The organism is Serpentinimonas maccroryi, assembly GCF_000828915.1.
Taxonomy (GTDB): Bacteria; Pseudomonadota; Gammaproteobacteria; order Burkholderiales; family Burkholderiaceae_C; genus Serpentinimonas; species Serpentinimonas maccroryi.
The window spans coordinates 1,221,529-1,240,085 of the sequence record NZ_AP014569.1 but is presented as its reverse complement, the minus strand read 5'-3'; the positions used below and the strand labels follow the sequence as shown (position 1 = coordinate 1,240,085).

17 protein-coding genes and 1 tRNA gene are annotated in these 18,557 nt (G+C 65.2%); 8 read left to right on the top strand and 10 right to left on the bottom strand.

Features of this window, described 5'->3' with window-relative positions; genetic code table 11:
- Nucleotides 1-14: 14 nt before the first annotated feature.
- Nucleotides 15-143 (bottom strand): hypothetical protein, encoded by a 129-nt coding sequence (locus SMCB_RS13185; protein WP_268747544.1) that lies wholly within the window; start codon nucleotides 141-143, stop codon nucleotides 15-17.
- Complete coding sequence (locus SMCB_RS05700; RefSeq protein ID WP_045535715.1) at nucleotides 140-1,384, bottom strand: MFS transporter; 1,245 nt, start codon at nucleotides 1,382-1,384, stop codon at nucleotides 140-142. The genes SMCB_RS13185 and SMCB_RS05700 overlap by 4 nt, the downstream gene beginning before the upstream one ends.
- A gap of 87 nt (nucleotides 1,385-1,471) precedes the next feature.
- Here SMCB_RS05700 and SMCB_RS05695 point away from each other — a divergent pair, with 87 nt between their 5' ends.
- Entirely contained in the window at nucleotides 1,472-3,565 is a 2,094-nt protein-coding gene (locus tag SMCB_RS05695) for a DNA topoisomerase IV subunit B (RefSeq protein ID WP_045535714.1), read from the top strand.
- Nucleotides 3,566-3,591: 26 nt separating this feature from the next.
- On the opposite strand, the gene SMCB_RS05690 is transcribed toward SMCB_RS05695, so the two are convergent.
- The 3 genes from SMCB_RS05690 to SMCB_RS05680 all read right to left on the bottom strand — a co-directional run bounded on the left by SMCB_RS05690 (nucleotide 3,592) and on the right by SMCB_RS05680 (nucleotide 7,822).
- Complete coding sequence (locus SMCB_RS05690; protein ID WP_045535712.1) at nucleotides 3,592-5,178, bottom strand: Na/Pi cotransporter family protein; 1,587 nt, start codon at nucleotides 5,176-5,178, stop codon at nucleotides 3,592-3,594.
- Between the two features lie 7 nt (nucleotides 5,179-5,185).
- Entirely contained in the window at nucleotides 5,186-7,177 is a 1,992-nt protein-coding gene (locus SMCB_RS05685) for a monovalent cation:proton antiporter family protein (protein WP_045535711.1), read from the bottom strand.
- 96 nt (nucleotides 7,178-7,273) lie between these two features.
- A complete protein-coding gene (locus SMCB_RS05680) occupies nucleotides 7,274-7,822 on the bottom strand; it encodes a class I SAM-dependent methyltransferase (protein WP_045537704.1) in 549 nt (182 codons plus the stop codon).
- Nucleotides 7,823-8,185: 363 nt separating this feature from the next.
- On the opposite strand from SMCB_RS05680, the gene pstS reads away from it, so the two are divergent.
- From pstS to pstA, 3 genes are all read left to right on the top strand, one after another.
- Complete coding sequence (pstS, locus tag SMCB_RS05675; protein WP_045535710.1) at nucleotides 8,186-9,226, top strand: phosphate ABC transporter substrate-binding protein PstS; 1,041 nt, start codon at nucleotides 8,186-8,188, stop codon at nucleotides 9,224-9,226.
- Between the two features lie 158 nt (nucleotides 9,227-9,384).
- Nucleotides 9,385-10,374 carry a phosphate ABC transporter permease subunit PstC gene (pstC, locus tag SMCB_RS05670; RefSeq protein ID WP_171820288.1) on the top strand — a complete coding sequence of 330 codons (990 nt, stop codon included), beginning with the start codon at nucleotides 9,385-9,387 and terminating at the stop codon, nucleotides 10,372-10,374.
- 1 nt (nucleotide 10,375) lies between these two features.
- Entirely contained in the window at nucleotides 10,376-11,230 is an 855-nt protein-coding gene (pstA, locus tag SMCB_RS05665; RefSeq protein ID WP_045535707.1) for a phosphate ABC transporter permease PstA, read from the top strand.
- Here pstA and SMCB_RS12825 read toward each other — a convergent pair.
- Nucleotides 11,227-11,496, bottom strand: coding sequence for a hypothetical protein (locus SMCB_RS12825; RefSeq protein WP_148311822.1), 270 nt, complete (start codon nucleotides 11,494-11,496; stop codon nucleotides 11,227-11,229). The genes pstA and SMCB_RS12825 overlap by 4 nt on opposite strands.
- An 8-nt stretch (nucleotides 11,497-11,504) precedes the next feature.
- Nucleotides 11,505-11,610, bottom strand: a tRNA-OTHER gene (locus SMCB_RS12820).
- Here SMCB_RS12820 and SMCB_RS12815 point away from each other — a divergent pair.
- The 4 genes from SMCB_RS12815 to phoR are packed head-to-tail and all read left to right on the top strand — an operon-like array spanning nucleotide 11,578 to nucleotide 14,781.
- Nucleotides 11,578-12,039 carry a phosphate ABC transporter ATP-binding protein gene (locus SMCB_RS12815; protein ID WP_148311821.1) on the top strand — a complete coding sequence of 154 codons (462 nt, stop codon included), beginning with the start codon at nucleotides 11,578-11,580 and terminating at the stop codon, nucleotides 12,037-12,039. The two genes, SMCB_RS12820 and SMCB_RS12815, sit on opposite strands and share 33 nt — an antisense overlap.
- Before the next feature lie 2 nt (nucleotides 12,040-12,041).
- Nucleotides 12,042-12,743 carry a phosphate signaling complex protein PhoU gene (gene phoU, locus SMCB_RS05655; protein ID WP_045535704.1) on the top strand — a complete coding sequence of 234 codons (702 nt, stop codon included), beginning with the start codon at nucleotides 12,042-12,044 and terminating at the stop codon, nucleotides 12,741-12,743.
- On the top strand, nucleotides 12,740-13,465 hold the full coding sequence (gene phoB / locus SMCB_RS05650; protein WP_045535702.1) for a phosphate regulon transcriptional regulator PhoB: 726 nt from the start codon (nucleotides 12,740-12,742) through the stop codon (nucleotides 13,463-13,465). Before phoU ends, phoB begins: the two co-directional genes overlap by 4 nt.
- Nucleotides 13,462-14,781, top strand: coding sequence for a phosphate regulon sensor histidine kinase PhoR (gene phoR / locus SMCB_RS05645; RefSeq protein WP_045535701.1), 1,320 nt, complete (start codon nucleotides 13,462-13,464; stop codon nucleotides 14,779-14,781). Before phoB ends, phoR begins: the two co-directional genes overlap by 4 nt.
- A 35-nt stretch (nucleotides 14,782-14,816) precedes the next feature.
- On the opposite strand, the gene SMCB_RS05640 is transcribed toward phoR, so the two are convergent.
- The 3 genes from SMCB_RS05640 to rho form a co-directional block, all read right to left on the bottom strand.
- Nucleotides 14,817-16,541, bottom strand: coding sequence for a hypothetical protein (locus SMCB_RS05640; protein ID WP_045535700.1), 1,725 nt, complete (start codon nucleotides 16,539-16,541; stop codon nucleotides 14,817-14,819).
- A 94-nt stretch (nucleotides 16,542-16,635) separates the two neighbouring features.
- The gene (locus tag SMCB_RS05635) at nucleotides 16,636-16,890 is read right to left on the bottom strand and encodes a type B 50S ribosomal protein L31 (RefSeq protein WP_045535699.1); all 255 of its coding nucleotides are present in this window, start codon (nucleotides 16,888-16,890) and stop codon (nucleotides 16,636-16,638) included.
- 153 nt (nucleotides 16,891-17,043) lie between these two features.
- Nucleotides 17,044-18,306, bottom strand: a complete 1,263-nt coding sequence (gene rho / locus SMCB_RS05630) for a transcription termination factor Rho (RefSeq protein WP_045535698.1) — start codon at nucleotides 18,304-18,306, stop codon at nucleotides 17,044-17,046.
- Between the last annotated feature and the right edge of the window lie 251 nt (nucleotides 18,307-18,557).

The window sequence follows — 18,557 nt, the reverse complement described above, 5'->3', positions numbered from 1 at the left end:
CAGCAACAGCTGCATCAGAAGCACAGCCAAAACTGATTGGCCAGCTTGAGCATGAAGTCGGGGTGGGTGTAGAGGCTGAAGGTGAACAGCAGCAGCGCGCAGGCCGCCAATCCGATGAGCGCGCGCAGCAGCAGCGTTTTCATGTGGGCGCTCCTTGCAGGCGCTGCGGGCCGCGCCGGATCGGCTGCTCGTTGATCGGCAAATTGACCATCGCCGCCAGCACGCCCAGACCGATGGCCAGCAGCCAGACCACGTCGTAGTTGCCGGTCTGGTCGTAGAGCAGGCCGCCGAGCCAGACGCCCAAAAAGCTGCCGATCTGGTGGCTGAAAAACACGAAGCCGCCCAGCATCGACAGGTGCGCGACGCCAAAAATCTGCGCCACCAGCGCGTTGGTGGGCGGCACGGTCGAGAGCCACAGCAGGCCCATGACGGCGGCAAACAGATAAACGCTGGCGGGCGTGAGCGGCGCCAGCAAAAACAGCGTGATGGCCACTGAGCGCGCCAAATAGATGAAGGCCAGAATTTTGCGCTTGGCCAACCGCTGCCCAAGCGCGCCGGCGATGTAGGTGCCAAAGACGTTGAAGAGCCCGATCAGCGCCAGCGCGTAGCTGGCCACGTGGGGCGCGAGGCCAAAGTCTTTGAGGTAGCTGGGCAGGTGCACGCCGATGAACACGACCTGAAAGCCGCACACGAAGTAGCCCGCCATCAGCAGCTGAAAACTGCGGTAGCGCGCCGCTTCGCGCAGCGCCTGCATGATGCTTTGTTCGCGCACCACCGGCGCACCGCCAGCGCCCAGCACCGGCTCGCGCAAGCCCCAAGCCAGCGGCGCGATCAACAGCACCACGGCGGCCAAAATCAGCAGCGCCTCTTGCCAGCCAAAGCTCAGAATCAGCCAGCCCTCGACCGGCACCAGCAAAAACTGGCCAAACGAGCCCGCCGCCGCCGCCACGCCCATGGCCCACGAGCGGCGCTCGGCCGGCACCTGGCGGCCGATCACGCCGTAGATCACGGCAAAGGTGGTGCCGGCCTGCGCGGCTCCGATCAGCAGCCCGGTGGTGAGCACAAACAAGAATGAGGTCTGCGCCAGCGCCATGCCCACCAGCCCGAGCGCGTAGAGCACGGCCCCGGCCACCAGCACCTTGAAGGCGCCGAAGCGGTCGGCCAGCATGCCGGCAAAAATGCCGAACACGCCCCAAGCCAGGTTTTGAATGGCGATGGCAAAGGCAAAGGTCTCGCGCGTCCAGCCCTGCTCGGCGGTGATCGGCAGCAGCCAGAGCCCAAAGCCGTGCCGAATGCCCATCGACAGCATGACGATCGCCGCGCCACAGAGCAGCACTTGCAGCATCGACAAACGCGGGGCCATGGCGGGGGCGGGTTCAGTCATATGGGCAAATGTAACCAATTATTGCGCGGCTTGCAGGGGGCAAGGACCGCAAGGTGTTTTGCGCCAGCCTCTCTACAATCCGCCCCCATGCCTGCCCCCACTGCCCCACGCGCGCCGGCCACGGCTGGCGCCTATGCCGAAAGCTCGATTCGTGTCCTCAAGGGTCTGGAGCCGGTGCGCCAGCGCCCTGGCATGTACACCCGCACCGACCACCCGCTGCACATCGTGCAAGAGGTGATCGACAACGCCGCCGACGAGGCGCTGGCCGGTTTTGGCCGCAGCCTGCGCCTGACCCTGCACGCCGACGGCTCGGTCAGCGTCGAGGACGACGGGCGCGGCATCCCGCATGGGCTGCACCCGGAAGAAAACGCGCCGGTGCTGGAGCTGGTGTTCACGCGCTTGCACGCGGGCGGCAAGTTTGACAAAGGGCAGGGCGGGGCCTACCGCTTTTCGGGCGGGCTGCACGGGGTGGGCGTGAGCGTGACCAATGCGCTGGCGCGGCGGCTCGAGGTTTGCAGCCAGCGCGACGGGCAGCAAGCGCGCATGGTGTTTGCCGACGGCGCGGTGCTCGAGCCGCTGCAACTGCGGCCGCTGGCCAGCGGCGAGCGGCGCAGCGGCACCACGGTGCGCGTCTGGCCCGATGGCCGCTACTTCGACAGCCCGGTGCTGCCGCGGCCCGAGCTGCTGCACCTGCTGCGCAGCAAGGCGGTGCTGCTGCCGGGCCTGAGCGTGACCCTGCACGACGAAGCCACCGGCCAGAGCCAGCACTGGCAGTACCAAGGCGGCCTGCGCGACTACCTGCTGCAAAGCCTGGGCAGCGAGCCGCTGATCCCGCTGTTCGAGGGCAGCGGCAGCGCCGACGCCAGCCACGAGAGCTTTGCCGAGGGCGAGGGCGCGGACTGGGCGGTGGCCTTCAGCGAAGACGGGGCGCTGCTGCGCGAGAGCTACGTCAACCTGATCCCGACCAGCGCCGGCGGCACCCACGACAGCGGCTTGCGCGACGGGCTCTACCAGGCGGTGCGCGGCTTCATCGAGCTGCACGCGCTGCTGCCCAAGGGCGTGCGCCTGCTGCCCGAAGACGTGTTTGCGCGCGCCAGCTACGTGTTGTCGGCGCGCGTGCTCGATCCGCAGTTTCAGGGCCAGATCAAGGAGCGCCTGAACTCGCGCGACGCGCTGCGGCTGGTGAGCGCCTTCGTGCGCCCGGCGCTCGAGCTGTGGCTGAACCAGCACGTCGAACACGGGCGCAAGCTGGCCGAACTGGTGATCCGCGCCGCCCAAACGCGCCAGCGCGCCAGTCTGAAGGTGGAAAAGCGCAAGGGCTCGGGTGTGGCCGTGCTGCCGGGCAAGCTCACCGACTGCGAAAGCCGCGACCTGGCGCGCAACGAGCTCTTTCTGGTCGAGGGCGACAGCGCCGGCGGCAGCGCCAAGATGGGGCGCGACAAAGAATGCCAGGCGGTGTTGCCACTGCGCGGCAAGGTGCTCAACACTTGGGAGGTCGAGCGCGAGCGCCTGTTTGCCAACAACGAAATCCACGACATCGCCGTCGCCATCGGCGTCGATCCGCACGGGGTGCAGGACGGGTCGCCTGGGGACAAGGTGCTTAGCGGTGCCGGGCCGTCCCAAGCCGCGAGCGCCCCCTCGGGGGGCAGCGCAGCCCGCACAGCGGGCGAGCGTGGGGGTTCAGACGTACTCAGTGGGCTGCGCTACGGCAAGGTGTGCATTTTGGCCGATGCCGACGTCGATGGCTCGCACATCCAGGTGCTGCTGCTGACGCTGTTTTTGCGTCACTTCCCGGCCCTGATCGAGGCCGGCCACGTCTATGTGGCGCGCCCGCCGCTGTACCGCGTCGATGTGCCGGCGCGCGGCAAAAAACCGGCCACCAAGGCCTACGCGCTCGACGAGGGCGAGCTCGAGGCGATTCTGGACAAGTGCGCCAAAGACGGCGTGGCGCGCGCGCGCTGCAGCATCAGCCGCTTCAAGGGCCTAGGCGAGATGAACGCCGAGCAACTGTGGGACACCACCCTCAACCCCGACACGCGCCGGCTGCTGCCGGTGCGTCTGGGCGCCTTTGACGCCGCCGCCACCGCCGAGCGCATGACGCAGCTCATGGGCAAGGGCGAGGCGGCGGCGCGGCGCGCCCTGCTCGAGCGCTGGGGCGACGCGGTGGCGATCGACGTTTGATAGATGGTCTGATTGACGCCTGAGTCTCAAGCGCCCTCGGGTGCCGGTCGGCCGCTGTCGCTGCAGGCCAGCATGGTGTCGGCCTTGACCCACTGCTGCAGCAGGCGGCGCAGGTGGCTGAGGTCGTCGAGCAGGCCGTCGGCGCGTTCGGCCTCGATCTGCTGCGCCACCACCGCCGACAACAGGCTGGCTTTGCCGTGCTGATACAGGCGCTCGAATTCGGCCAGTTCGGCCGCGTTGCTGCTGCACGGCGCGCTCAGGCAGGTGCGCGCCGCGGCCAGCAGTTGGGGCAGGGCTTCGGGCGGGTTGGCCGCTGCAGCTGCAGCGGCCAAGCGCTGGGCGCTGGCGACCATGCGCCCGGCCTCGTCGAAGTAGCGCGTGGCACGCAGGCACAGCGTCAGGTCGTCCGAGACTTGGCGCGGCATGCGCGCGGCGCGCAGGCTGGCGATGTATTCGGTGATGGCGGCGGCCAGCTGGCGCGCGGCCTCGGCCTGGCTGCTGGCTTGGCGCTGGTTGTCCAGCGCCGCCGTGGCCACGCTGCCGATGGCGGCGCGCAGTCGCGGCAGTTCGGCGCGCACCGCGCCCAGCGCCAGCTCGGGTGAGCTGGCTAGGGTGTGGTCCAGGTGCTGCGGGCGCGCCAGTTGGTCATCGTGGCTGCGAAAAAAGCCTTCCAGCCAGTCTGCCAGCCGCTGCGTAAAGGGCAGCAGCAGCAACACCCCCATGACGTTGAATACGGTGTGAAACAGCGCCAGAAACACCGCCGGGTTGTCTTGCAGGTGCAAGGCAGAGGCCAGCCAGTCGATCAGCCACAGCATCAAGGGCAAAAGCAGCAGCGCCACGACCCCGGTGATGACGTTGAAACCGATGTGCCCCAGCGCCAGCCGCCGCGCCGCTGCCGTGGCCTTGAGCGCGGCCAAGGCGGCGGTGGCGGTGGTGCCCACATTGGCCCCGATCACCGCCGCCGCAGCGGTGGGCAGGTCGATCAGGCCGCCGGTGGCGGCAGTCAGAATGATGGCCACGGCGGCGCTGGACGACTGCGTTAAAAGCGTGACCACAAAGCCCAGCGCCAGCGCCGCCGCCCAGTGCACGCCCACGCCACCGGCAAGCGCATCGGCACCATAGGCGGCAGCCATGCCGCCAAAGGCTTGTTGCAGCAGATCCAGCCCCATAAAAAACAGGCCAAAGCCGATCAGCGCGTCGCCCAGGCCCTGGTAGCGCTGGTCTGACAGCAGCAAGCGCAAGGCCACCCCAGCGACGATGATCGGCAGCGCAAAGGCGTCGATGTCAAAGCCAAAGCCGATCAGGCTCACCAGCCAAGCGGTCATGGTGGTGCCGACGTTGGTGCCAAAAATCACCCCCAAGGCCTGGCGCAGGTTCATCAGCCCGGCGTTGACGAAGCCGATGGCCGCCACCGTGACTGCGCTCGACGACTGCACCAGCGCCGTGACGGCGATGCCGGCGAACACGCCGCGCAGCGGGGTCGAAGTCCAGCGCCCGAGCAAGCGCTTGAGGCCGCTGCCGCCAAAGGCCTTGAGGCCCTCGGTCATCATCAGCATGGCAAACAAAAACAGCGCCAAGCCGCCGAGGGCCCAAGTGAGTTGTTGCAGGGTCATGATGCGCTTAGCTCAGGTTGAATGGGGACAAACGGGCCTCGACCCGCGCCAGCGCTTCGGGCGCGCCAAACAGCACCACCACGTCCTCGCTGTGCAGCAGCAGATCGGGGGCGGGGTTGAGCAGGCGCTGGCCGGCGCGCAACACGGCGGTGATTTCGACCGCGTCGGCCTCGAGTCCAAGCGCTTCGATGCGCTGGCCCACGGCGCTGCTGCCCGGCGGCAGCGCCACCGAGTGCAGGCGCGCTTGCGTGGCGTCGTCCCCGGCCAGCGTCGGGTCGCCTTGGAACAGCTCGCGCAGCAACCGGTAGCGGTCGCTGCGCGCCTCGCGCAGGCGCCGCAGCACGCGCGCCATCGGCACCTCGAGCAGCGTGAGCGCGTGCGCGACCATCATCATGCCGGCTTCGAGCGTTTCGGGCACCACCTCGGTGGCGCCGGCGGCGCGCAGGGCCTCGACCTGGCTTTCGTCGCGCGTGCGCACCATCACCGGCAACTCGGGGTGCTGCGCGCGCACCTGCTGCACCAGCTTGAGCGCCGCCGCCGGGTCGTCGTAGCTGATGATGAGCAACCGCGCGCTGGCCAGCCCGACGGCATCGAGCACGCCGGCTTCGGCGGCGTTGCCATAGTACACCGGCTCGCCAGCGGCGTGGGCGTCGCGCACCAGTGCCGGATCGAGGTCGAGGGCCACGTGCGCAATGCCTTCGCGCTCGAGAAAATTGGCCACGCTCTGGCCGATGCGGCCATAGCCACACAAAATCACGTGCTGGCTCAGCTTGGGGCTGGTGTGGGCGTGTGGCTGTTGCGCGGCGGCGCTGGCGGCCACGCTCGGGCTGCTGGCTGGGCCCAGCAGCGCGTCGCTCAAAAACTGGCTGTAGCGGATCAGGAACGGCCCAGCGATCAGGCTCAGCAGCACCGCAGCGAGTGCAATCTGCGCCGCTTGGCCGTCGATGCCGCCGCCGGCCAAGCCCAGCGCCAGCAGCGCAAAACCAAACTCGCCCCCGAGCGCCAGAATGAGCGCGGTGCGCAGCGCGGTGCGGCGCTCGATGCCCGCGGCCAGCACCAGCGCCGCCACCAGCACCAGCTTGATCGCCAGCAACGCCAGTGCGCCCAGCAGCGCCCAAGGCCAGATCGCCAGCAACGCAGCCGGGTTGATGAGCATGCCGATCGAGACGAAAAACAGCCCCAGCAGCACGTCGCGAAAGGGCCGAATGGTGGACTCGATCTGGTGCCTGAACTCGGTCTCGCCCAGCATCATGCCGGCCAGAAAGGCGCCAAAGGCCAGCGACAACCCGAGGCTTTCGGTGATGGCCGCGGAGGCCAGCGACACCAGCAGCACCGTGAGCGTGAACAATTCGGCCGAACGGCGCACCGCAATCGCATGAAACAGCGGCCGCAGCAACCAGCGCCCAGCCAAAAAGACCAAGACAAAAGCCAGCAGCGCCTTGAGCAGCGCCCAACCCAGCGGCTCGGCCAGTGAGCCCGCCGCCGCCAAGCCCAGCACCGGGATGATGACCACGAACGGCACCGCGGTCACGTCCTGGAACACCGACATCGCCAGCCCCAAGCGGCCGTGGCGGCTGTGCTCCTCGCCTTGGTCGGCGAGCTGGCGCGCGATGATCACGGTCGATGACTGGGCAAACACCGCCCCGACGATGAAGGCCGCCACCGGGTCCAGCCCCAAGCCCCAGGCCCCCAGCCCCACCACGGCCGTGGTCAGCACCACCTGCCCGGTGCCCAGCCAGAGCACGGTGTGGCGCAGGGCGTAGATTTGCGGCAGCGAAAAATTGAGCCCGATCGTGAACAGCAAGAACACGATGCCGAACTCGGCCACCAAGCGGATGGTCTCGGTGTGGCTGATGAGGCCGGCCACGTAGGGCCCCAGCAGGGCGCCCACGGCCAGGTAGCCCAAGCTGGCCGGGATGCCGGTGCGCTGAAACAGCGCCACCGCCGCCACCGCAGCGGCCAGCAGCACCAAGAGTTCAAACAGCGGTGGCAGCGTCATGGGGCGCGATGGTGCCGTGCATCAATCAGTGTGCATGGGCGCACGGGAGTAAACAGGCCGCCAGCGCCCCAGCAGCCCACGGTGCCCAGCGAAGCTTCAGGGTTGTTGCCAGCGAAACACCCGCATCGGCGGCACGTTGCGCCATTCCCACTCGAAGCTGGGTTCGCCCATCTCCGGCGTGGTGTAACTGGCCACATGAGCGCGGAACTGGTAGGCGACAAAACGGCCACCGGGGGCCAAATGGTCCTTGATGGCGGCGACGATGCTCTGGGCCACCGGCACCGGCAGGGTGGAAAACGGAATCCCCGAGACCACCACATCGGGCGCTGGCAGGCCCCAGCGCTCTAGGTGCAGCCCTAGGTCGGCGGCGCTGCCTTCTTGTACCAGCAGCCGCTGGTCTTGGTTGCGCTGGCGCAGTCGGTTGGAGAATTCGGGGTTGAGCTCGATCGCCAACAACCGCGCCTGCGGCGACATGGCGCGCAGCAGCGCGCGCGTGCTGCCGCCGGTGCCGGGCCCGAGTTCGATCACGCAGCGCGCGCGCGCCAAGTCGCAGGCGCGCACCACACCTTGTTCCAGATAGGGCGAACTGGGCACCACCGAGGCCACCGACATCGGCTGCGCCATGAAGCCGCGCAGAAAAGCCATTGCGTCGGCCAAACGCGAGTCTTGCTTTGTGCGATTTGGGGTCTGGTGCTCGAACGGGTGGTTGGCAGCGATGCTGCGGGGCTCGGCACTGCGGTCCTTGTGATTGGTCGGCACTGGTGCTCCTAGGGGTAATCGAGGGTAAAAACCAAGCCGAAGAATGGCGGCTGGGGGGCAATGGCGCTACTGTAACCCAGTCGAGCGGGGATTTCACGCGCTTGTCATCTGAGAAAGATCAGGGGAAACCGCTAGCAAGGGGCGATTTGTGACACTTCGTGGTTAAAAATTCAAAAGTCTGTCACAAAACTGCCGCAATTCATGCATAGGATCAAGGATGTCCCATAAACCTTCCTCCAAAGGAACCCGATGAAACGCACTTTCCTGAAAACCGTGGCCGCCACCGCTGCGCTGGCTATGACCGGCGGCTTTACCAAGCTGGCCACCGCTTCGACCATCATCACCGGCGCCGGCGCATCGCTGCCGTTCCCGATTTACTCCCGCTGGGCTGAAGCCTACCGCGCCGCGACCGGCGTGCAACTGAACTACCAATCGATCGGCTCTTCGGCCGGCATCCGCCAGATTCGCGCCCGCACCGTCACCTTTGGTGCCACCGACGCCCCAGTGTCCGGCGCCGATCTCGAGCGCGATGGCATGGTGCAGTTCCCGGCCATCATCGCCGGCGTCGTGCCCATGTACAACCTCGAAGGCTTTCGCCCCGGCGAGCTGCGCCTGACCGGCCAGCTGTTGGCCGATATGTTCAGCGGCCGCATCGTCAACTGGAACGACCCGCGCATTGCCGCCGTCAACCCGGGCCGCACCTTCCCGAACCAAGGCATCACCGTGGTGCACCGCGCCGACGGCTCGGGCACCACCTTTGTCTTTACCGACTACCTCTCGGCCGTGAGCCCGGAGTGGGCCAGCAGCATTGGCCGCGGTGCCACCGTGCGCTGGCCGGCGGCTTCGTCCATCGGTGGTCGCGGCAGCGAAGGCCTGTCGGCCATCGTGGCGCGCACCCGCGGGGCGATTGGCTACGTCGAGTTCTCGTACGCGCGGCGCAACAACATCCCGCACATGGCGATGCAAAACGCCGCCGGTAACTTCGTCCAGCCCGATGACCGCACCTTCTCGGCCGCCGCCGCCGCCATCGACTGGTTCAGCGTGCCGGGCATGGGCGTGTCGATGGTCAACGCCGCCGGTGCCAACTCGTGGCCCATGGCCACGGCTTCGTTCATCCTGATGTACAAGCAACCGGCCAACGTGGCCGAAAGCAACGCCGTGCTGGCCTACTTCGACTGGGCCTTCCGCAATGGCGACGCCTTGGCGCTGGAGATGGACTTCGTGCCGATCCCAGACACCTTGGCCGAAGCCATTCGGACCCGGGTCTGGAACCAGATTCGCCGCGCTTAAGCCGCTGCCGATGACGTTGCCGTGCGCCCGTAGTGCGGCAACAGCGGTGCATCCGCCGTGCCGTCTCTGGGCGGTCGGCGGATTGCAATTTATCTACCTCTACCTAGTCTGGGCTGATTATGATAAGCGCCAGTTCCACTACGACGCTCGACCTCCCTATGTCCACCCCTATCCAAGCGCACGACTTGGGCCACCCCCACGTGCTCGCTATCGCCAAGCGCCAGCGCTTGCACGACGCCCTTTTTTACCGCGTCTCGCAAGCCTTTGCCGTGTTGGTGCTGATGGCGCTCATCGGCATCATCGTCACCCTGTTCATCAACGCCTGGCCGGCGTTTCGCGAGTTCGGCTTTGCCTTCATCTGGACCGCCGAGTGGGACGTGGTCAACGAGCAGTTCGGCGCCCTCATGGCCATCATCGGCACCTTGGCCACTTCGGCCATTGCCATGATCATCGGCGTGCCGCTGGCCTTTGGCATCGCGTTGTTCCTCAGCGAAACCTGCCCGGTCTGGCTGCGCCGGCCGCTGGGTACGGCGGTCGAGCTGCTGGCCGCCATCCCGTCCATCATCTACGGCATGTTCGGCCTGTTCGTGTTTGCGCCGCTGTTTGCCGACTACTTTCAAATTCCGGTGCAAGAGCTGATGGCCGGGATGCCCATCATCGGCGCCATCTTTGGCGGCGTGCCCAACGGACTGGGCATTTTGGCCGCCGGCATCATCCTGTCGTTTATGGTGCTGCCCTACATGGCCGCCGTCACGCGCGACGTGTTTGAAGTGGTGCCGCAAATCCTGCGCGAATCGGCCTATGGCTTGGGTGCCACCACCACCGAAGTGGTGCGCCATGTGGTCATGCCCTACGCCTTCAAGGGCGTGGTCGGGGCCGTGATGTTGGGCTTGGGGCGCGCGCTGGGCGAGACCATGGCCGTGACCTTCGTCATCGGCAACGCACACCGCATCCCCGAGACCATCAACGCGCCGGGCGTGTCGATCACCTCGGCGCTGGCCAACGAGTTTGCCGAGTCCTTTGGCATGCACATGCACACCCTGTTTGCGCTCGGTTTCCTGCTCTTTATCCTGACCTTTGTGGTGCTGGCGCTGGCGCGGCTGCTGATTTTGCGGGTCGAAGAAGGCAAGGGCAGCAAAGGATACTGATATGCAAATCAACCAATCGCTCTACAACCAGCGCCGGCGCAAAAACGCTGCCATCATGGCCTTTTCTGGCGTCGCCTCGTTGATCGGGCTGGCGGTGCTGGTCTGGATTTTGTTCGTGCTGTTTTCCAATGGCTTTTACGCCCTCGATTGGGAAATCTTCACCCAAGACACACCCGCGCCCGGCACGCCCGGCGGCGGCTTGCGCAACGCCATCGTCGGCAGTTTGATCATGGTCGGCTGCGCGGTGCTGATCTCGACCCCGATCGGTGTCTTGGCCGGCATTTACTTGGCCGAGTTTGGCGACGCCAACAAGACCGCCAGCGTCACGCGCTTCGTCAACGAGGTCATGCTCTCGGCGCCGTCGGTGGTGCTGGGCTTGTTCGTGTTTGCGGTCGTGGTCATGACCATGGGCAATTTTTCGGGCTATGCCGGCATGATCGCGCTGTCGCTGATCGCCATTCCGGTGGTGATCAAAACCACCGAAAACATGATGCGCATGATCCCCGGCAGCTTGCGCGAGGCCGCGTTCGCGCTCGGCGCGCCGCACTGGAAGGTGGCGACCATGGTGGTGCTGCGCGGCGCCCGCGCCGGCGTCATCACCGGCGTGCTGCTGGCGCTGGCGCGCATCAGTGGCGAGACCGCGCCGCTGCTCTTTACCGCGCTCAACAACCAGTTCTTCACCCTCGACATGGACGGCCCCATGGCCAACCTGCCGGTCTGGATCTACCACATGGCCATGAGCCCATTCGACAACTGGAACGAGCTCGCTTGGGCGGGCGCTTTGCTCATCACCTTGACGGTGCTGGCGATCAACATCACGGCACGCATTTTGTTCCGTGAGCGCGTCAAAGTCTAAATTAAGTCCTTCTGCAAACTGGAAATTCGTATATGTCTGAAGCCTCTATCGAGCCACGCAACGCCATCGAGGTGCGCAACCTCAACTTTTACTACGGCGGCTTTCATGCCCTGAAAACCGTCAACCTCGACATCATCGAGCGCAAGGTCACGGCCTTTATCGGCCCCTCGGGTTGCGGCAAATCGACGCTGCTGCGCACCCTGAATCGCATGTACAGCCTGTACCCGGGCCAGCGCGCCGAGGGCTTGATCAGCTTTTATGGCCAAAACATCCTCGACGAAAAGCAGGACTTGAACCTGCTGCGCGCGCGCATCGGCATGTTGTTCCAAAAACCGACGCCGTTTCCGATGTCGATCTACGACAACATCGCATTTGGCGTCAAGCTCTACGAAAAACTCAGCCGCGCCGACATGGACGAGCGCGTGCAGTGGGCCCTGAGCAAAGCCGCACTCTGGAACGAAGTCAAAGACAAGCTCAAGCAAAGCGGCCTGAGCCTGTCGGGCGGGCAGCAGCAGCGCCTGTGCATCGCGCGCAGCGTGGCGGTCAAGCCCTCGGTGCTGCTGCTCGACGAGCCCACGGCGTCGCTGGACCCGATCTCGACCGGCAAGGTCGAGGAACTGGTGCACGAACTCAAAAAAGACTACACCATCGCCATCGTCACCCACAACATGCAGCAGGCGGCGCGTTGCAGCGACTACACCGCCTACATGTACTTGGGCGAGCTGATGGAGTACGGCGCCACCGAACAGATTTTCTTCAAGCCCAAGCGCACCGAGACCGAAGACTACATCACAGGAAGGTTTGGTTGATCATGAGTGAAAAACTGCTCTCCAGCCAGTTCGAAGCCGAACTGGCCCACGCCACCGCCCGCATGCTCGAAATGGGCGGCTTGGTCGAATCCCAGCTGCGCCAGTGCATATACGCCTTGCATCACCTCAGCCTCGAGACCGTGCAGCAGGTGCTCCAGCAAGAGGCGCTGGTGAATAATTTTGAAGTCGAAATCGATTACGAAATCACCAGCACCATGAGCCGGCGCCAGCCCACGGCGCGCGACTTGCGCTTGCTGGTGGCCTTGTCGCGTGTGGTCATGAACCTCGAGCGGGTGGGCGACAAAGCGGCGCGCATTGCCAAGCTCATTCGGGCGCACATTCAGGCCGGGGCGCCGCGCGCCTTGCCCAGTGGGGATCTGGAATCCAGTTTGTCGTATGCCATCGAGCAGCTGCACCAAACCCTGGACGCTTTTGCTCGCCTTGATGCCCATGCGGCCAACACGGTCATCAATTCGGACGACCGGCTCGATGAAGATTACGCCGGTTACACGCGCAAGCTCATCACCTACATGATGGAAGACCCGCGCACCATCGGCAGCAGCCTCAATCTGTTGTTTTTGGCCAAGGCCATCGAGCGCGTCGGCGATCACGCCAAAAACATCGCCGAAGCCACGATTTACGTCGTCAAAGGTGCCGACGTGCGCCACGCCAGCGAAGAGGAAAGGAAATCGGCCCTGCAATGAGAAAACTCCCCCGGGTGCTGGTGGTCGAAGACGAGCCGGCCATCGCCGAACTGATCGCCGTCAACCTGCGCCACAACGGCTTTGCACCCACGGTGGCCTTTGATGGCGAGTCGGCGCAGCGCGAAGTCGATTCGGTGCTGCCCGACGTGATCCTGCTCGACTGGATGCTGCCTGGCGAGAGCGGGGTGGCGTTGGCCAAACGCTGGCGCTTGCAAGAGCGCATCAAAACGGTGCCGATCATTTTGCTCACCGCCCGCACCGAAGAGTCCGACAAGGTGCAGGGGCTCGACGCCGGGGCCGACGATTACGTCACCAAACCATTTTCCACACAGGAGCTGTTGGCGCGCATACGCGCGGTGCTGCGGCGCCGTGCGCCCGAGATCGTCAACGACGCAGTGCAATTGGGCGATTTGACGCTGGATGCTTCGACCTACCGCGTGATGCTGAGCGGCAGCGAGCTCAAGATCGGCCCGACCGAATTCAAGCTGCTGCACTACCTGATGAAACACCCCGAGCGGGTGCACACACGCGGCTTTTTGCTCGATCGCATTTGGGGCGACCATGTGTTCATCGAAGAGCGCACCGTCGATGTGCATGTGAAACGCCTGCGCGAGTCGCTCGGCGTTGCCGGAATCATGATCGAGACGGTGCGTGGCGCCGGGTACCGCATCACGGCCAACCCCATCAAGGTCAAGCCCAAACCCGACATTGCCGAGGCATGATGCGACGCCTGCTGGAGCTGCTGGCGTTTACGCTGGCTGCTGGCGCGTTGGCCGCGGCGTTTGGGGTTGCCAGTTGGCTGCCGGTGCTGGGCAGTGCTGTTGGTGCGTTGTTGTGGTTCGCATTCGATGCGCTGCGGGCGCGGCGCGTGCTTGATTGGTTGCGCCATGGCAGCGCAGCCGCGCCTCCGCTCGCCGTGGGTGTGTGGGCCGAGGTGGTCGAGCGTGCGCGGAAATCGTTCAAAATTCTGAATCGCAAGGCGCGCAAGAGCGAGGCGCGTTTGCAAGAATTTTTGGCCGCCATTCAGGCCTCACCCATCGGCGTGGTGTTGCTCGATAAATCCTCTGCTATCGAGTGGAGCAATTTCACAGCGGCCCAGCACCTGGGTTTTGACCCCAAGCGCGATCTCAAACAACCCATACGCCACTTGGTGCGCGCGCCCGAATTCATCGATTATTTGGTGCAGGGCGATTACGCCCAGGCGGTCGAGATCGATGGCCGCGACGCCACCCCGGGCCACCCGCAGCGCATTTCCATCAACCTCTACCTCTACGGCAAGGGGCGGCGTCTGATGCTGACGCGCGAAATCACGGCGGTGGAATTGGCCGAAGCCATGCGGCGCGATTTCGTGGCCAATGTGTCGCACGAAATTCGCACCCCTCTGACCGTGGTCAGCGGTTTTATCGAGACCTTGCAAACGCTGGAATTGTCGGCCAGCGAGCGGCGCGAGTACCTCGAATTGATGAGCACCCAAGCTCAGCGCATGCAAAGCCTGGTCAGCGATCTGCTCACCTTTTCAAGGCTCGAAGGCAGCCCGGTGCCCGGTGTGGGCGAGTGGATCGACGCCCAAGCCATGCTGCAGCAGGTGGTCAACGAGGCGCAGGCGCTGTCGGAGGTGTTGGGCAGGGGTCCGCATCAGGTGCTGGCCCAAAGCGGCCCGTCTTTTCTGATTGCGGGCGCGCGCGCCGAGTTGCACAGCGCCATGTCAAACCTCCTCAACAACGCGGTGCGCCATACCCCGGCGGGTGCGCAGGTGAGAGCCGGCTGGACGTTGAACAACGATGGCGGCGCCGGTTTTTATGTCAGCGACGACGGACCGGGCATCGAGGCCGAGCATCTGCCGCGCCTGACCGAGCGCTTTTACCGCGTGGACCGCAGCCGCTCGCGCGAAACCGGTGGCACCGGACTGGGCTTGGCGATCGTCAAGCACGTGGCGCAGCGCCATGGGGGCTTGGTGCAGATCGAGAGCGCCCTAGGCCAAGGTTCGACCTTTCGTATCATCTTGCCGCCCAGCCGGGTGCTAAACCACAGCGATTAGCTTGTGGCTGCGCCCGCGGCGTGGTGTGGCCGGGCTTACTGCTGGGTTGGGTCACCTGGGCGGCGCTCGAACACCAGCCAGACGTCGCGGCCTGGGCGCAGGCGCGGCTCCTCGCGCAGCAGCTGCCACTGGCGCAGGTTGATCTGTGGGTGCAGGGTCACAAAGGCTTCGGAACTGACCACCAAGCGCGGGCAGTGAGCATCGGCCGCACCGCCGCTGATGCGCTGCACGCGCAGGCCACCGTGGTACTGCAAGGCGGCGATTTGTTCGTGCGCCAGCCCGTGCACCAGCACGCACTGCTGCGCCGGTGTCAGGGCGGCGACGCGCTGGCTGGTGGGCGCCAGCCCCATGCCGTGGTTGAGCACTGGCAACCAGAGCGTGAGCAGCAACGACCAGCACAGCGTGATCCCGCTGGCCGACAACACCAGGCTTTTCCAGAGCGCGGGTTGGTGGCGGCCGGTGCGCCAGGCGATCACACCCAGCCACGCCAAGGTGAGGATGGCCGCTGGTGCAAACAGATGGGCTTCGAATTGCGGCACAAAATTAGGCAGCAGCTTGGCCACGTTTTCAGCCGGTTCGGCGGGCACGCCCGTCATCATGGCCACCCAGATGATCCAGATGATGATCGCCGAGGCGCTAAAGAGCAGCATCGCCAGCCAGTCGATCAAAGCGGCGGCGCTGCGCGACAGGGTGGGCAAGGCAAAGGCCGCCAGCAGCGCCAAGGCCGGCAGCGCCAGCAGCAAGATGCGGTCGCTGCCGCGGTGGACAAAGGTTGCCAGCAGCAGCCCAAGCAGCCACAACAGAGGCAGCAGCAAGTGTGGGCTGCGCCATTGCCGGCGCCACTTCCACAGCGTCCAAGCGGCCAGCAGGGCGCAGGGCCAAGTGAACCAGAGCAACAGCCGGGCCAAGCTCTCCCACGAAGCCCCAAGCTGCCAGTGCGGCAGGATGCCGGGCCAGTCCAGCCAGCCAGCGGGCCAGCCGATCGCGTACACCAGAGCGGCGGGCACCAGCGCCAAGCCGGCCATAGAGCCGCGCAGCGCTTGCGAGGGTATGGCTGGGTTGAAAGTGCCGCACCACCGCGCGCACTCGCCGCCGAGCAGCAGCAACAGGGCGATGCCCGGCGCGCCGCTCAAAGCCAAGCCAGCCATGGCCAGCCCCCAGAGCGCTAGGGTGGTGCTTAAGCGCAGTTCCGAATGAAAGCTGCGCGCGTAGGCCCACAGACCCAGCGCCACAAAGGCCAGTCGCGCCGCATCCACGCTGGATTGGTGCGCCAGCAGGGCCAAGCCGAGGCAGGCCATCAAAGCCAACAAGGCGGCGTCGGCCAAGGCGCGGGCGTAGTGGGTGGGGTGCGCTTGGCCGCCAAAGGCAAAAACCACCGGCTGGGCACCGGGCTGGCGCGCAAAGTGGTAGGCGGCGTACCAAGTCGAGATCAGGGTCAGGGCCAGCAAGGCCATGAAGGGCAGCTGGGCCGCTTGGTGGGCGGGCAGCCACGGCAAGGCGTAGATGGCCAACGCGCCGAGCCAGTAGGGCAGCCAGCCGATGCCCAGCGCCGTTTCGCCCAGCAGCTGCGGGTGCAGCCATTGGCCGGGGTGGGCGGCGAGCTCGCGCATCACACCCAACGAGGCCAGGTCGGCGTTGCGCCACGGGTCGCGGCCGATGAAGCCAGGCAAAACGTAGAGCAGCCCCAGCGTCCACAACACCCAGCGCGGCAAGCGCCGGGCGGCGTGCTGGCTCACGAGGGCGGGGCTGGGGTGGTTCACGGGTGGCTAAAACTGGCTTAGGTGGCGGTTGCCGAAGCCAAGAAAAAAGCAGCCTTGCGGCTGCTCATCGGTGGTACGCAGGCGGCCGACCAGTTTACTTGGCCGTGCGGGCGAAGCGGTTGCGGAATTTTTCCACGCGACCGCCCATGTTGTCCACGCTCTTTTGCGTGCCGGTGTAAAAAGGGTGCGATTCGCTCGAGGTGTCGAGCTTGTAGAGCGGTAGCTCGCGCCCGTCGTCGAGCTTGATGGTCTCGCGGGCGTTGACGCAGGAGCGGATCACGAACTGCTGGTTGTTCGACAAATCGACGAAGCAGACTTCGCGGTAGTTGGGGTGGATGCCGGATTTCATGGCTTTACCTATCAAATGGGGCGCAAAGGACAACGCAGCAGCCACTACCGGCCCATCCGGCAGCACTTTCCGCAAAACTCGAATTATAACCGCTGGCTGTGGTGTTGGGCACAAACATGGTGTTGAGCACAGACCTGATCAACCGCCCGAACCTCAGCCGCCGCGGCGCATGAGGTCGAAGAACTCGTGGTTGTTCTTGGTCTGCTTCATGTTTTTGAGCACCATTTCCATGGACTCGATCTCGTCCATGTTGTACATGAACTGGCGCAGGATGCGGGTTTTTTGCAAAATTTCGGGTGCCAGCAGCAGCTCTTCGCGCCGCGTGCCGCTGCGGTTGAGCTGCACGGCGGGAAAGACGCGTTTCTCGTACAGGCGCCGGTCCAGGTGCAGCTCGGAGTTGCCGGTGCCCTTGAATTCCTCGAAGATCACCTCGTCCATGCGGCTGCCGGTGTCGATCAGGGCGGTGGCGATGATGGTCAGCGAGCCGCCTTCTTCGACGTTGCGCGCGGCACCAAAAAAACGCTTCGGGCGCTGCAGGGCGTTGGCATCGACGCCGCCCGAGAGCACCTTGCCCGAGCTCGGCAGCACGTTGTTGTAGGCGCGCGCCAGCCGGGTGATCGAGTCGAGCAAAATCACCACGTCTTTTTTCAGCTCGACCAAGCGCTTGGCGCGCTCGATCACCATTTCGGCCACGTGCACGTGGCGTGTGGCCGGTTCGTCAAAGGTGGAGGAGATCACTTCGCCCTTGACGGTGCGCTGCATCTCGGTGACTTCTTCGGGGCGCTCATCGACCAGCAGCACCATCAGCGTGACTTCGGGGTAGTTGGCGGCCAAGGCGTGGGCGATGGTCTGCATCATCACCGTTTTGCCGCTCTTGGGCGGGGCCACGATCAGGCCGCGCTGGCCCTTGCCGATGGGCGCGATCAGGTCGATCACGCGGCCGGTGATGTTTTCTTCGGTCTTGATCTCGCGCTCGAGCCGCATTTGCTGCTGCGGAAACAGCGGCGTGAGGTTCTCGAACATCACCTTGTGCTTGTTGTGCTCGGGCGATAGGCCGTTGATTTTGTCGAGCTTGTTGAGGGCGAAGTAGCGCTCGCCGTCTTTGGGCGTGCGCACCTCGCCTTCGATCATGTCGCCGGTGTGCAGGTTGAAGCGCCGGATCTGGCTGGGCGAGATGTAGATGTCGTCGGTGGAGGCGGTGAAGCTGGTGTCCATGTTGCGCAGGAAACCAAAGCCATCGGGCAGCACCTCGAGCACGCCGTCGGCAAACACCTGCTCGCCGGTTTTGGCGCGCTTTTTGATGATCGCAAACATCAGCTCCTGTTTGCGCATGCGGCCGGTGTTTTCGATTTCCAGCGCATCGGCCTGCTTGAGCACTTCCGAGACGTGCAAGGCCTTGAGTTCGTTGAGATGCATGGGGTGCGCTCCTGCGAGGAGTCGGGGAAAAAAAGGGGGATACGGGAGAATCAGGGACTGTTCTGCAAGACAGGGCCAGCCGGGAAGCGGCAGCCTAGGGCAGTTAAGGGGGCGGGCAGTTCGGAGCGGGCCTGCAGGGGCGCCATGCTCGGGAAGCCAGCCGGATTATGACAGGAAAATCCCCTTGGCGCGGGTGCCCAATACACAAGGGGGCACAAGGAGACACGATAGGGCACAAGGGGGAATGCTGG